This window comes from Crossiella sp. CA198 (assembly GCF_052078295.1).
In the GTDB taxonomy this organism is placed as follows: Bacteria; Actinomycetota; Actinomycetes; order Mycobacteriales; family Pseudonocardiaceae; genus Crossiella.
The window spans coordinates 146,016-160,261 of the sequence record NZ_JBQJIM010000018.1; the positions used below are offsets into that span (position 1 = coordinate 146,016).

Sequence of the window (14,246 nt, forward strand, 5' to 3'; positions counted from 1 at the left end):
GTCAAACACCCAGAGAACCGGCCCTGACCAGGAGAAACCTCACGTTTGAGCGGACTGGTCTTCGGGTAGCCAGCGCAGGGCCAGCCACAGTTCGGCGCGGATGTCCGGGTCCTGCGGATCGCAGCCGAGCAGCTTCGCCGCGGTGGCCACCCGGTGCCGCACGGTGTTGCGGTGCACGCCCAGCACCACCGCCGCGGTCTCCCAGTTGCCGCCCCCGGCCAGCCAGGCCCGCAACGTCTCGGCCAGCGGCGCGGGGTGTCCGGACAGCGGCGCCAGCCGGGCCAGGGCGAACTCCGCCGCCTCCGCCCGCGGCACCAGCCCGTCCACTCCGGTGCGCGGCGACTCGGTGATCGACCGGCCCTGGGCCACCGCCTGCCGCAACAGCCGCTCCACCCGCCGCGCGGCGCCCGGCAGCCCGGCCCAGGGCACCGGCGCGCTCACCGCGACCAGCCAGCGCGGATCCGCTGCCAGCGGGCACGGCCCGGCCGCCGGGACCAGCGCCCGCACCCCGCCGTCGGCGAGCAGTCCGGCCAGCGGGGTGCCCAGCCGGGTGGCCACCTCGGCGCGGTCGATCTCCCCTGCGGCCCCGGCCCGCCGCGCCCGCACCACCTGCCACGCACCCCCGGCAGACACCCCGGCGGCGGCCGCGACATGGGTCTCCACCTCGGCCGCCGGGCCGTCGAGCACCAGCGCGAGCAGCGCCGTCACCGACTCCGCCACCGGCGCGGGCAGCCGGTCCGCCCCGCTCAGCACGGTCAGCAAGGCCACCCCGACCTCCAGGATCGCCCGGTCCGCGGTGAAGAAGGCCGGCTCCCGGCCCGCGACCAGCACCCGGTCGGTCCGGCCCAGCGCCAGGGCCACCACCTGGCCGCCGTCCCGGTGCGTGGTCGCCGAGGACGGACCGCCCGGCGCCAGCAACCGCGCGGCGAGTTCCTCGACCTCCCCGGCGTCCGCGGGCACCGCGCCCCCGCTGGTCAGCCGGTGCCGGGCGTCCACCAGTACCGCCCACCCGCCCAGTGCCGCCCCGAGTTGACGGACCACCGCGGCCACCCCGTCCGGCCGGGCCGCCGCCCTGGTCAGCGCGGCCTGCGCGAGGGAGATCCGGTGCTGCCCGGCCCGTTCCTGCGCGGCCAGCATCAACGAGACGACCTGGCTGATCACCAGGAACGAGGTCCGGCTGGGCACCAGCAGCAGCGGTAACCCGTGCCGCTGACACGCGGTCAGCAGCTCCGGCGGCACCTCGTCGTGCACCGGGGTCACCCCGAATCCGAGCCCCGCCGCGCCCGCCGCGACCAGCCGCCGCACGTAGCGGTGGATCTCCGCCCGCGAGTCCGGGAAGTCCACGCCCGCGGTCAGCAGCAGTTCGCCGCCGGTGAGGTAGAGCCCGGGGTCCGGCAGCTCGCAGATGTGCACCCAGCGGATGGTCCGGTCCGCCCGCGGCCCGCTGAGCTGGGTCAGCCCCAGATCGGCTCGGCCGAGCAGCTCATGCAGACCAATGGTCACCGTGGCCATGCCGCGACCTCCCCGCTACTGGACGAATCATCCTGGACTGTCGCATCCATTGTGCGAATCATCCACTTCGCAGCAGGTCGGCGGATCCCTACGGTCCTACCAACCTGGTTCCACTCGCGGCGAAGGAGGACCGGTGACGATCGATTCGGCGGTGATGATCACCTACCTGGTGGCCATGGTGGCCATCGGCTGGTGGGCGGCCCGACGGGCCAAGAACAAGAGCGAGTTCCTGGTCGCGGGCCGACGGCTCGGCTACGTCATGTACTCCGGGACCATGTCCGCGGTGGTGCTCGGCGGCGCGTCCACGGTCGGCGGCATCGGGCTCGGCTACCAGTTCGGGCTGTCCGGGGCGTGGATGGTGCTGACCATCGGGCTCGGCGTGCTCGGCCTGAGCCTGGTCTTCGCCGCCCGGATCACCCGGCTCAAGGTCTACACGGTCAGCGAGATGCTGGACCTGCGCTACGGCGGCAAGGCAGCGCCGGTCTCGGGCGTGGTCATGTGGGCCTACTCGCTGATGCTGATGGCCACCTCGACCATCGCCTGCGCCACCATCTTCGGCGTGCTGTTCGGGATGTCGCACATCCCGTCGGTGCTGCTGGGCGGCGGCATCGTGGTGCTGTACTCGGTGCTCGGCGGCATGTGGTCGATCACCGCCACCGACATCGTGCAGTTCGTGGTCAAGAGCGTCGGCATCCTGCTGGTGCTGCTGCCCGCCGCGATCATCAAGGCTGGCGGGTTCAGCGCGATGGCGGCGAAGCTGGAGCCGCAGTTCTTCTCGCTGTGGACCATCGGCGGCGACAACATCTTCAAGTACGTGCTGCTGTACTTCTTCGGCCTGCTCATCGGCCAGGACATCTGGCAGCGGGTCTTCACCGCCCGCGATGACAAGGTCGCCCGCGTCGGCGGCACCTTCTCCGGCATCTACTGCCTGGTCTACGCCTTCGCCGGCGCCCTCATCGGCACCGCCACCAAGGCCCTCTACCCCGTGCTGGAGTCCAGGGACCGCGCCTTCGCCACCATCGTCACCGAGGCGTTGCCGGTCGGTCTCAAGGGCCTGGTCCTGGCCGCGGCGCTGGCCGCGGTCATGTCCACCGCCAGCGGCGCCCTCATCGCCTGCGCCACCGTCGCGGGCAACGACCTGTGGCCCCGGCTGCGCCGCAACCCGGCGGCGGGCGACGACCTGCGCACCACCCGGCTGTTCACCCTGGTCCTGGGCCTGCTCGGGGTGGCCATCGCCTGCCTGGTCTCCGACGTGGTCACGGCCTTGGACGTCGCCTACAACCTCCTGGTAGGCGGCCTGCTCGTGCCCATCCTGGGCGGCCTGGTCTGGCGCAGAGCCACCCGCACCGGCGCCCTGGCCGCGATGACCCTGGGCGGACTCACCGTCGTCGGCTGCATGGCCTACTTCGGCCTCTCCGCCCAGGAACCGATCTACCTGGGCCTGCTCGTCGGCCTGATCAGCTTCGTCGCGGTCAGCCTGCTCACCCCACCGGACGACCCGGCCCGCCTGGCCGCCTGGACCCGCAGACTCGCCGGCGAGGACAACCCAGCCGAACCGGTGCCAACCCCATGACCACCCCCGCCCCGGCCGGAACCGGCAGCACCCCGGCCGTCCCCGGCGTGCCAACCGTGCCCGTTCCCTCCACCACCCCCGGTCCCTCCACCACTCCCGGTCCCTCCACCACCTTCGGCCCCTCCACCACCTTCGGCCCGTCCGCCATCCCCGCCCCGTCCGCCGCCCCCGGACCCTCCACCACTTCCAACCCTCCCGCTGCCCCCTGCCCATCCACTACTTCCAACCCTCCCGCCGCCTCCGGCCAGTCCGCCATCCGCGGCCCGGTTGACGCGGCCCAGGTCCCCCGTTTCACGGGCTGGTCCACCTTCGCCCGGCTGCCCCGCCGCGACGAGGTCGACCACTGCGACATCGGCATCCTCGGCTTCCCCTTCGACGCGGGCACCTCCTATCGCCCCGGCGCCCGCTTCGGCCCGGCCGCGATCCGCGAGGGCAGCCGACTGCTCCGCCCCTACCACCCCGGCCTGGCGATCTCCCCCTTCGCCGGCGCCCAGGTCGCCGACTGCGGGGACGTCGTCGCCAACCCGTTCGACATCCCCGAGGCCCTGGCCCAGATGACCGCCGCGACCACCGCCCTGGTGGCCACCGGCGCCGTCCCGGTCGCCCTCGGCGGCGACCACACCGTCGCGCTGCCCATGTTGCGCGCGGTCGCCGGCAGGCACGGACCGGTGGCCCTGCTGCACTTCGACGCGCACCTGGACACCTGGGACAGCTACTTCGGCGTCGCGCACACCCACGGCACCGTGTTCCGCCGCGCCGCCGACGAGGGCCTGCTCGACACCTCCCGGCTCACCCACGTCGGCATCCGCGGCCCGCTCTATGGCCCCGGCGACCTGGCCGCCGACGCGGCACTCGGCTTCCAGATGATCACCTCGATGGACCTGGAGGAGACCAGCGCCCGCGAGATCGCGGCCCGCATCGCCGCCAGGATCGGCGACGCCCCGCTCTACATCTCGGTGGACATCGACGTGCTCGACCCCGCGCACGCCCCCGGCACCGGCACCCCGGAGGCGGGCGGGCTGACCAGCCGGGAGTTGCTCGGCATCCTGCGCGGCCTGGCGGGCTGCCACCTGGTCGGCGCGGACGTGGTGGAGGTCAGCCCGGCCTACGACCACGCCGAACTGACCGCGATCGCCGCCGCGCACACGGCCTATGAACTGATCAGTCTCATCGCGATGCACAAGGAGAAGAACCCGTGATCACTCGGGTCAGCAGCAAGGTCGCTTCGTTCACCGAGTCGGTGATCCGGGAGATGACCCGGTTGGCCACCGCGCACGACGCGGTGAACCTGTCCCAGGGCCTGCCCGACTTCGCCTGCCCGCCGGAGCTGAAGCAGGCGGTCAAGGACGCGGTGGACGCCGACCTGAACCAGTACCCGATCACCTATGGCGAGGCCGGGCTGCGCGCGGCCATCGCCACCAAGACCGCCTGGGCCTACCCGGGCTGGCAGGTCGACCCGGAGACCGAGATCTGCGTGACCTGCGGCGCCACCGAAGCCATGGTCGCCACCATGCTCGCCCTGGTCGAACCGGGCGATGAGGTGATCATGTTCGAGCCGCACTACGAGAACTACGGCCCGGACGCGGTACTCGCCGGCGCCACCCCGCGGTTCGTCTCGCTGCACCGCCCGGACTGGTCCATCGACGAGGCCGAGCTGCGCGCCGCGTTCACCGAGCGCACGAGGGCGATCGTGGTGAACACCCCGCACAACCCGACCGGCAAGGTGTTCAGCCGCGCCGAGCTGGAACTGATCGCCGAACTGTGCCAGCGACACGACGTCCTGTGCATCACCGACGAGATCTACGAGCACATCCACTTCCTCGGCGACGGCGGCCACATCCCGCCGGCCACCGTGCCGGGGCTGGCCGACCGCACGATCACCATCAACAGCGTGTCCAAGACCTACGCGGTCACCGGCTGGCGGGTCGGCTGGACCATCGCCCCGGCCTGGGCGACCAAGGCGATCCGCACCGTGCACGACTTCCTCACCGTTGGCGCGCCCACCCCGTTGCAGGCGGCCTCGGTGACCGCGCTCGGCCTGCCGCCGGAGTACTACACCGGTCTGGCCGCGCACTACCGCGAGCTGCGGGACCTGCTCTGCCCGGCACTGACCGAGATCGGCTTCCGGCTGCACGTGCCGGACGGCGCCTACTACGTGCTGTGCGGCACCGAGGACCTCGATCCCGCTGGCCACGATATCGAGTTCGCCCGCCGCCTGGTCACCGAGCTGGGCGTGGCCGTGGTCCCTGGCTCGTCCTTCTACGCCGACCCCGAGGAGGGCCGCAAGCTCATCCGCTTCGCCTTCCCCAAACGTCCCGACACCCTGCACAGCGCCATTGACCGCCTGCGCGCCCTGCACCGTGTCCCAGCCAACACCTAGCCTCTGAGCTGCACAAACACGGCGGGTCCCAGTCCAGGGGACCCGCCGTTTCGCTGTTCGAACCCAAGTCGTGGTTGCATCTCTGACTGTTCGCGATATATCGTGAACACATCGACGACACGATCAGCGTGTCGCGACTGTTCAAGGAGAGATCGCTATGACTGCCCATGCAGCAGCTTTCGGCCCCTGGTTCGGCGGCCCCCGTACGCGGAGGACGCCGTGGACCATGTTGGGCATGCACAACGACACCGGCGAAGGCCGCGGCGAGCGCGGTGACCGGGAGGATCGCGGCGACCGGGAGGATCGCGGTGACCGCGACCGCCGAGGCGACCGCGAGGAGCGCGGCCACCGACGCGGCGGCCCCCGCGAACGCGGCCACGGCGGCCGAGGCCGAGGCGGCCACCGCCACTTCTGGGGCTGGACCCCGGACCGAGGGCCGGGCGGCCCGCGCCACGGCGTACCGTTCCCGCCCATGCCCCCCGGATTCGGCGGCCCCGGCAGCGGCTGGCAGCGCCCCAAGGTCGGTCGCGGCGACGTCCGGGCAGCGGTGCTGCTCGTACTGGTCGACGGCCCGACCCACGGCTACCAGCTCATCGCCGACATCACCGAACGCAGTGACGGTTTCTGGCGTCCCAGCCCAGGCTCGATCTACCCGGTGCTCAAGCAGCTCACCGAGGAAGGCCTGGTCGTCTCGGAGAAGGAGGGTGGCCGCCAGATGGTCGAACTGACCGATGCCGGCCGCGCCTACGTCGCCGAGAACGAGGCCGAACTGGCCGTGGTCTGGGACACCGTCAGCGGCGGAGTCGACACCACGGTGGTCGAACTCCAGGAGCTACTCGGCCAGGTCCACCAGGCCGCCCTCCAGGTCGCCGCCGCGGGCACCCCGGAGCAGACCGCCCGAGCCCGCCAGCTCCTCGCCGAGGTCCGCCGAAATCTGTACCGGATCCTGGCTGAAGAGGACGAGCAGCAGTGACCGGCCCGGCAGGGGCGTGACCGAACTCCGGTCACGTCCCACGCCGCCGCCAATCACACCGCGGCACGTCAGCCAGCCTCGCGTCGCCCGGGGTTCGCGTCAGCCAGACCACAAGACCGGCTCGCGCGACCGATCCCCAGAACCGTGTCGCACCAACAGGTTCACCCCACCCGGCGCACACCGCCTCGCGCGGAGCAACCGGTGCGGAGCGCGGTGCACTCGATGCCGGACAAGCGGCTCGCCGTGACAGGCCCGCGCACCCCAGTGGCGCATCGCCCAGCCTGGCCGCACAGCCTCGCTTGATCCGGCCGAAGTCACCGGAGTCAGCAGGCCGCGGCCAGCCTGCCCAACTGGTCCGCGCTCAGTTCCAGCTCCGCCGCGTCCAGTGACTCCGCCAACTGCGCCACCGAGCTGACCCCCAGCACCGGCACCACCAACGGGTTGCCGTGCAACAGCCACGCCAGCACCACCTGGTTCACCGTGGCGCCCAGTTCAGCGGCCACCGCCTGGAGCACGGCGATCTTGCGCTGGGTGCCCGGGTGGTCGTAGTGCTCGTGCAGCGGCCGGTCGGGGCGGGTGTAAGCCCCGAACAGCAACGTCGTGTACGCGGTCAGCACCAGGTTGTCCTCGGTGCGCACGTAGTCCAGCAGTTCATCGCTGGCCTGGACGTGGCCGGCCTGGGGCAGCTTGATGTCCGGCCGCGGCCGGAGGTAGCTGTGCCGGAACTGCAGCACGCCATACGGCGCGAGCCCGTCCTGCTTCGCCAGTTCCCGCGCGCGGTCGATCCGCCAGGTCGGGTGATTGCTGCAGCCGGGCACCCGCACCTTGCCCTGCGCGACGGCCTTGCCGAACGCGCCGACCGTCTCGGCCAGCGGCACCGAACGGTCCTCCATGTGCGCGTAGTACACGTCCAGGTGGTCAGTGCCCAGCCGACGCAGACTGTTGTCGAGCTGGGTGCTGATCACCTCGGCGGACAGGCCCTCCGCGTTGTCCGGGAACGCGCCTGACTTGGCCGGGTCCGGCAACGCGCCCACCTTGGACGCCAGCACCACCTCGGACCGGTTTCCCCTGGTGCGCAACCAATCGCCGAGCAGGTTCTCGCTCTCGTCACCCTTTCCGTTCTCGGTCCAGAACACGTAGTTGTTCGCGGAGTCGATGAAGTTCCCGCCGGCCTCGACGAACCGGTCGAGGATGGCGAAGGAGGTGTCCCGGTCCACTGAGGACCCGAACGGCAACGCGCCAAGGCACAACACGCTGGCCCGCGGTCCGTCCGGGCCGCCAAGGGTGATCTTTCGCATGCGCCGAGCCTGTCGGCTGGAGCGCGCTCCAGGTCAACCCTTGCGCGACACGAGTTTTTCCAGCAACGCCACCGCGGCCTCCGCTCCAGGCTCGGCGTTCACCAGCCTGCCGAGCCGCTGCGCACGCCGCGCCATCGCCGCGTCGGTTGCGGCGAGGTGGATCGCCTCGGCCAGCGCGGCCGTGGTCAGCGTGCGCTGCGGGATCGGCGGCGGCGCCACACCGAGCTGATGCATCCGCCGTGCCCACTGCGGTTGGTCCACCCCGAACGGGCAGGTCACCTGCGGCCGTCCAGCCGCGATGGCCGCGGCGCTGGTGCCACCGCCACCGTGGTGCACCACCGCCGACACCCTGGGGAACAGCCAGTCGAACGGCAGGTGCTCGGCCTGGAAGACCTCCGCGGGCAGTTCGTCCGCCTGCAAGCCGCCCCACCCGGACACCAGCACCGCCCGCACGCCCGCCAGCCGCACCGCGTCCAGGACGGTGCGCGCCGAGCGCCGCGGATCGCCGCCGACAGTGCTGCCGAAGGTCACGCACACCGGCGGTGAACCGGCGTCCAGGAACTCCACCAGCTCACCCGGCGGCGCCCAGTCCGTGGCCGCGGGCAGGAACCAGTAACCCATGCTGTGCACGGAATCCGGCCAGTCCGGCGCGGGCGGGAACACGTGCGGGCTGAACGCGTGCAGCACCGTCGTGTGCCTGCCGTCCGACTGGCGCAGCGGGTCGTGCGCTCCCCGGCGCCGAGGCAGGCCGAGCACCTGCTCCCGCCACCGGTCGGTCGGTCCGGACAGCAGTCGGCCGGACCAGGCGAGCAGTGTGTAGGTGAACCGGTTGAACGCCGGTGGCAGCCAGTCCGGCACCGAGATCAGCGAACAGGGGAACGCATCCGTCGGCACGTAGGAAGGTTGCGGCGAGGCCAGCACCGACGGAACTCGAAGCTTCTCCGCGATGTGCTGCCCAGCCGTGATCGGATGATGCACCACCAGGTCGGGCCCGAACGCCGCGGCCGCCCAGCTGTCCTCGAGCACAGCGGTCGCCGCGTCCTCGCCGCGCCGGAGGGCTTCGAGCCAGGCCACCCCGGATTGCAGCGCGCCGCCTTCACGCGAAGCCCGGAGGTCCGCGCTGTCGGCCAGCTCGACAAGGGCATCACTGATCGGCGCAAAAGGCAAATCGTGCTCGCCGACGTAGGACTCGAAGCGGGCGGGCGCGGCCAGCACCACCTTGTGACCAGCCCGATCGAGTGCGCGGCCGAGCGCGACGAAGGGCTGGATGTCCCCCAGCGAGCCATAGGCGAGCAGCAGCACGTTCATCGTCGTTGCCCCGTTTGCGCGTCGTCGTTCCGTCAATGCGACGAACACAATCGGTTGCCCCCTACTGTCCGGTACCCCCCAAAGTAGGAGTCCGACCCGAGTTCACGTACTCGAAACCACCAGACGTCACTGATTGTGCGGACATTTCCGCCAGACCCTGGCGGCGGTATCCCACGGTCGTGGGAACTCGCTACGTTTGGCCAGGACTTGGTCGGAACCTCCCCTCGGAGGCGCTACTGTGCATGGCGAGGACGTTCCCTGGTGGCCAGGTATCTTCCGTCCTCTGCTGCATCGCGTGGCTCCTGATGCCGACCAGCTGCAGGTGACCCGAGAGCTCCGGGTCTGGTTCGCGTTGTGCAACTCCCCCGCCGTGCCGCCGAACCGGAGGCGGGCCGAGTACGCAGCCCGGTATTGCCCCGCGTGTGTGCGATCCACGCCCAGGTTCCGTCATGTCAACCAGAATCAGGAGGTCCCCACACCCATATCCCCACCAGGCCACCACCCCCAGCCCGACCCGTCTCACCCCGGTCATCCCCACCGCGGCACGCACCCGCAGTCGAGTCGATTCCTTTCAGGCCAACCTCGGCGCGGCAGGCCCGGCCCTCGCTGAACCAGCCCACAGCGGCCAGGCGCGGCACAACTTCCGGACATCATCGAGCAAGTCCGGAGGCAAGCCAAGCCGGAGAACCCATCCCGCTGGTTCGGCAGGCCCGCCGGGGCATCGGCGCACTGGACCGTCCGAGCAGGTCCAGTTGTCAGCCGGCTCCGGCTACCAGCCAGGCACGTTGCCCGGCAGGCACGCAGTGTTGTCAGGCAGCGAGTCCTGCCAGGCACCCAGTGCTGTCAGGCACCCAGTGCGGCCGCGGTCAGGGCTCGGGTCCGAGGTGAGGCAACACGGGCTCCGGCCAGGCCGGGCAGGACGACATGTCCGCGCCGGGTCAGCCAAGCCGGTCCCCGCGGCGGGCACCCCATCGATCCAGGCACCGAGCCGGCCTAGGACGGCTCAGCCGCCAGATCGTCCGGGGCGCGAACCGCGAGGACTGCCCAGCAAGCCCCTGCGGGTTGAGGCATGGTCGCGACTGCCTCAACCCGGCCGACGGCTTCCGCTGGACCGCACGGGCCAGCACGGGAGCGGATCCATCCCGTGTTGCCCGAGTGGTCCCAGTGGAGGCCGACCGGACGGGGGCTGGGCCAAGGCTGGCACGGCACTGCCCGATCTGGCCGGTGCGGGTCTGTCCCCCGGCGCGTGGTCCTCGCCGCGCGCCGGGGTCAGACCGCGGCCCTGGTCTCCCGTGGACGGCGGCGCTGGGTCAGGTCGGTGATGCCCGGCGGCTGGTAGAAGCTGTCGTCGGGGTTCAGGACCGTGCCTGGCGGGACCAGTTCGTCGATGCGGTTCAGCACCTCGTCCTCGAGCACGGTGTCCTTGCCCGCCAACAGGTCCGCGAGCTGCTCCGGGGTGCGCGGGCCGATGATCGCCGAGGTCACCGCGGGGTGGGACAGCACGAACGCCACGGCGAGGTGGGCCAGCGAATGGCCAGAGTCCGCGGCGAGTTTGAGCAGTTGTTCGATCACGGCGTACTTCCGCGCGTTGGCGGGGATCGCCGGGTGGAACATCTGCTGCTGCACCGGGTGCGCGCCTTCGGGCAGTTGGTAGCCGGGCCGGTAGCGGCCGGTGAGCCAGCCCCGGTTGAGCGGGCCCCAGGTCAGCACGCCCATTCCATAGCGAGCGCAGGTCGGTAGAACGGAGGTTTCGGCTGCACGGTTGAAAATCGAATAGGGCGGTTGCTCGGTGCGCAGCCGGACATGGCCGCGCCGTTCCGACTCCCACTGCATTTCCACGATGAGTTCGGCCGGGAAGGTCGAGGTGCCCACCGCGCGAACCTTGCCGGAGCGCACCAGATCCGACAGTGCCCCCAGGGTTTCGTCCAGGGCGGTGTCCTCGTCGGGCCGGTGTAGCTGGTACAGGTCCAGGTGGTCGGTGCCGAGCCGGCGGAGGCTGTCCTCCACGGCGCGGACCAGCCACCGGCGGGAGCCGCCGCGTCGGTTGGCGTCCTCGCCCATCGGCAGGTGCGCCTTGCTGGCCACGACGATGTCGTCGCGGCGGCCCTTGAGGGCCTTGCCGAGGATTTCCTCGGACTCGCCGTTGGAGTAGACGTCGGCGGTGTCCACGAAGTTGATTCCCGCGTCGAACGCGGTGTGGATCATTCGCACCGATTCGTCGTGGTCGGCGTTGCCCATGGCGCCGAACATCATCGCGCCGAGGCAGTAGGGGCTGACCTTGATTCCGGTGCCGCCGAGGGTGCGCAGCCGCATGTCTTTGTGTCCCTCAGTTTGTGGTGGGATAGCGGATCTGCTCGACCCGAGACATCACCGTATCGGCTTAACGTGAATACGCAACACCCATGTTGCGTATTCACGGGGAGATGTAACGGCTGGGTATCGTCTACCCATGTCTTTGGAGCCGCCGCTACGTGCGGACGCGGAACGCACCCACCACGCGATCCTGCGCGTGGCCGATCGCTTGCTAAGCGCGGATCCGATGACCACGGTGCAGCAGATCGCCGACGCCGCCGGAGTGGCCCGCACGACCGTGCATCGCCGGTTCGCCACCAGGGAGGCCCTGGTGGCGGCGATGATTGACGCCATCATGGCCCAGGTCGAGGACGCGATCAATGCCGCCCGCACGGAGACCGCGCCGCCGCTGGTCGCCTTGCACCAGCTGACCGCGAACCTGGTGACGGTGCGGAGCGTCTGGCGGTTCACTCCGAACAGGCAGGCGCCAGCCGATTCCCGGGTGAGGACGGCGGAGGAACAGGTCCGAGGCAAGTCGCAGGCGCTGTTCGAGCGGATCGCCGCGGCCGGGCTGCTGGATGCCCACCCCCAGGCTCCCCTGCCACCAACACTCTCGCATCGGCGTGGCGGGACCCCTCCCGCTGCGAGGTGAACCCGGTCCCTCTCGGGAGTGAGCCTTGCCGTCAGCCGAAGCTGCGGCACCGGCGGCTGCTCGCCGCTTCGGCTACCGTGTCCAGCAGGCAGTGCAATCCGACCGCCGTGGTGAAGTCCGGGTCTTGCGGTGTCCCGGTCCGCACCGCCCGCACAAGTTCCGCGTACAGGCGGGCCACGCCCTGTGCGGGGCCAGCAGGCACCGCGGCCACCCCGCTCCGATAGCTCTCCGGCACCGGAAGCACCTCCAGTGCCGAGCGCAACTCCAGTGTTGCGGCCGTTTCCCACGACGGGAGGTGGCCCGGCACAGCCAGCACAGTCGATGGCCTGCCATCGGCCCGCGTTCCGGTCACCCGTGACGCGGCCGCCTCGAACCCCTCGCTCTCATCCGGCGACGCGCCTGCCCCCGGCTCGGCCGTTGCCGTGACGGGCGAGGCGATCCTTGCCTCCGCCGAGACGGTTGGTGCCCGGCTGGCCATCGTGCTCGCTCCGCCACGCGAGCCCCGGGCCAGCAGCACGGTGGACTCCTGCTCACCGATACGTCCTGGGCAAGCCAGGATCAGTGCTCCGCGACGGCCCTGTACCTCCATGCGGAAGCCGGTGCCACCGGGTGCGCCTGCCTGCAGGTGCGCGGACAGAGCGACGCCGGATTCCAGGAGCCCTTGGACGAGGACCTGGTCCGGGGAGATCGTGCCGGGGCAGCGGGTGGCGAAGGTCGCGGACAGTTCGGCGAGTTCGCCAAGGCAGAAGCGGAGGATGTCCAGGGCCTGGCCGCCATCGCCGGTGAGCAGGGACTTGCCGGCGGCGGATTCCGGCGAGGTGGCGGGCGCGGCGCTCAGGGTCACGCCGAGCACCTCGCCGATCTCGCCGTGTGCCAGGAGGTCCCGGACAAAGCGCACGCCCGGGTCGGCCCGGCCGCGCAGGCCGACGACGTGGTGGACGCCGGATTGGGCGGCCAGGGTGCGCAGTTCGATGGCGGATTGGACGTTGGTGGTCAGGGGCCACTCGCAGAAGACGTGCTTCCCGGCGGACAGCGCGGTGCGCACCAGGTCGTCGTGACCGGGGACCGGACCCGCGATGGTGACGATGTCGACTTGGCGGTGGGTGGCCAGTTCGGTGGGGCTGGCGCAGGCGAGCTGGGCGCCCCACTCCTCGGCGACGGCGGTGGCGGGCTGTTCGGGATCGGCCACCGCGAACAGGTCGATGCCGGGAAGTCCTTGCAGCGCGGGGAAATGCGCGCGGGTAGCCCAACCCCGCGCCAGCTCGGCGCCGATCACCCCAACTCGCATAGCCCTACTCATGCAAGCAGCATGAAACCTCCAGTGGGCTGGAGGTCAACCCCCGAAGGCTCGTTTGGGCGGTACCGGGGCGACCATGGGCGCGGTGTCGGTGATGGGTTCGGCGCCCGCGCACAGCTTGGTCAGGTCGGCATCGGACACACAACGTGCCGGGAAGGCCGCCGAGTGCACCCGGGTGGTGATCTCCGCCACCGGGAGGTCCGCGGTGGAGCCGACCAGCACCAGGTTGCCGAAGCGGCGACCACGCAGCACCGCGGGTTCGGCGACCAGCAGGACCTGTGGGAAGGCCAGGCGCAGAGTGGCCACGACGCGGCGGGCGAACTTCAGGCCGGGGCCGTCGGTGACGTTGACGATCACGGTGCCGTCCGGCCGGAGCACCCGGGCGATATCGCCGAGGAACTCCTGGGTGGCCAGGCCGCCTGGCATGGAGGCGCTTTGGAAAGCGTCCAGGACAACAAGATCCGCCGAGTCGTCGCGCCGGGTGGTGACTCCCTCCCTGCCGTCGCACACCCGCACCCGCAGGGCTGGGACGGTGCGCAACTGGAGGTGTTCGCGGACCAGGTCGATCAGGTCGCCGTCGGCGTCGAAGACAAGTTGCCGCGAGCCGGGACGGGTGGCCGCGATGTAGCGGGGGACGGTGCAGCCACCGCCGCCGATGTGCAGGGCGTCCAGTGCGGCTTCGGGCTGGCCCAGGCAGTCGATGACGTCACCGATGCGGCGGACGTAATCGAATTCGAGGTGGGTCGGGTCGTCGAGGTCCACATAGGACTGGGCGACACCGTCGACACTGAGCAGCCAGCCATTGGGCCAGTCGAGATCAGCGAGCAACTCGGCCATGCCGAACCGCACCGGGTACTGACCGGGCACCGGGCCACGCACCACGCTCCGCTGCCCCTTGGATTCCCGCCCGCGCCGCATCCAGCCCCGTCCTCGACTACCACCTGGCCAACCCGCCAACCCT

Annotated in this window: 11 protein-coding genes; 5 read left to right on the forward strand and 6 right to left on the reverse strand. The window is 71.1% G+C overall.

What is annotated here, in order from left to right; genetic code table 11:
- Window positions 1-39 precede the first annotated feature (39 nt).
- Entirely contained in the window at window positions 40-1,512 is a 1,473-nt protein-coding gene (locus ACTOWY_RS29000; protein ID WP_441312778.1) for a PucR family transcriptional regulator, read from the reverse strand.
- A gap of 133 nt (window positions 1,513-1,645) precedes the next feature.
- On the opposite strand from ACTOWY_RS29000, the gene ACTOWY_RS29005 reads away from it, so the two are divergent.
- From ACTOWY_RS29005 to ACTOWY_RS29020, 4 genes are all read left to right on the forward strand, one after another.
- Window positions 1,646-3,085 carry a sodium:solute symporter gene (locus ACTOWY_RS29005; RefSeq protein WP_441312779.1) on the forward strand — a complete coding sequence of 480 codons (1,440 nt, stop codon included), beginning with the start codon at window positions 1,646-1,648 and terminating at the stop codon, window positions 3,083-3,085.
- Window positions 3,086-3,339: 254 nt separating this feature from the next.
- A complete protein-coding gene (gene speB / locus ACTOWY_RS29010; RefSeq protein WP_441312846.1) occupies window positions 3,340-4,284 on the forward strand; it encodes an agmatinase in 945 nt (314 codons plus the stop codon).
- Window positions 4,281-5,465 (forward strand): pyridoxal phosphate-dependent aminotransferase, encoded by a 1,185-nt coding sequence (locus ACTOWY_RS29015; RefSeq protein ID WP_441312780.1) that lies wholly within the window; start codon window positions 4,281-4,283, stop codon window positions 5,463-5,465. The genes speB and ACTOWY_RS29015 overlap by 4 nt, the downstream gene beginning before the upstream one ends.
- Window positions 5,466-5,700: 235 nt before the next feature.
- Window positions 5,701-6,438, forward strand: a complete 738-nt coding sequence (locus ACTOWY_RS29020) for a PadR family transcriptional regulator (protein WP_441312781.1) — start codon at window positions 5,701-5,703, stop codon at window positions 6,436-6,438.
- Between the two features lie 323 nt (window positions 6,439-6,761).
- On the opposite strand, the gene ACTOWY_RS29025 is transcribed toward ACTOWY_RS29020, so the two are convergent.
- The 3 genes from ACTOWY_RS29025 to ACTOWY_RS29035 all read right to left on the reverse strand — a co-directional run bounded on the left by ACTOWY_RS29025 (window position 6,762) and on the right by ACTOWY_RS29035 (window position 11,357).
- Window positions 6,762-7,736, reverse strand: a complete 975-nt coding sequence (locus tag ACTOWY_RS29025; protein WP_441312782.1) for an aldo/keto reductase — start codon at window positions 7,734-7,736, stop codon at window positions 6,762-6,764.
- A gap of 33 nt (window positions 7,737-7,769) precedes the next feature.
- Window positions 7,770-9,044 carry a glycosyltransferase gene (locus ACTOWY_RS29030; protein ID WP_441312783.1) on the reverse strand — a complete coding sequence of 425 codons (1,275 nt, stop codon included), beginning with the start codon at window positions 9,042-9,044 and terminating at the stop codon, window positions 7,770-7,772.
- Between the two features lie 1,269 nt (window positions 9,045-10,313).
- The gene (locus ACTOWY_RS29035; RefSeq protein ID WP_441312784.1) at window positions 10,314-11,357 is read right to left on the reverse strand and encodes an aldo/keto reductase; all 1,044 of its coding nucleotides are present in this window, start codon (window positions 11,355-11,357) and stop codon (window positions 10,314-10,316) included.
- A gap of 136 nt (window positions 11,358-11,493) precedes the next feature.
- Between ACTOWY_RS29035 and ACTOWY_RS29040 the strand changes: the two genes are divergently transcribed.
- The gene (locus tag ACTOWY_RS29040) at window positions 11,494-11,988 is read left to right on the forward strand and encodes a TetR/AcrR family transcriptional regulator (RefSeq protein WP_441312785.1); all 495 of its coding nucleotides are present in this window, start codon (window positions 11,494-11,496) and stop codon (window positions 11,986-11,988) included.
- Window positions 11,989-12,019: 31 nt separating this feature from the next.
- Here the strand turns inward: ACTOWY_RS29040 and ACTOWY_RS29045 are convergent, their stop codons facing one another.
- Together ACTOWY_RS29045 and ACTOWY_RS29050 are read right to left on the reverse strand one after the other, a co-directional pair.
- Window positions 12,020-13,288: a Gfo/Idh/MocA family protein gene (locus ACTOWY_RS29045; RefSeq protein ID WP_441312786.1), complete on the reverse strand. Its 1,269-nt coding sequence runs from the start codon at window positions 13,286-13,288 to the stop codon at window positions 12,020-12,022.
- A 33-nt stretch (window positions 13,289-13,321) separates the two neighbouring features.
- On the reverse strand, window positions 13,322-14,203 hold the full coding sequence (locus ACTOWY_RS29050) for a spermidine synthase (RefSeq protein WP_441312787.1): 882 nt from the start codon (window positions 14,201-14,203) through the stop codon (window positions 13,322-13,324).
- Window positions 14,204-14,246 lie beyond the last annotated feature (43 nt).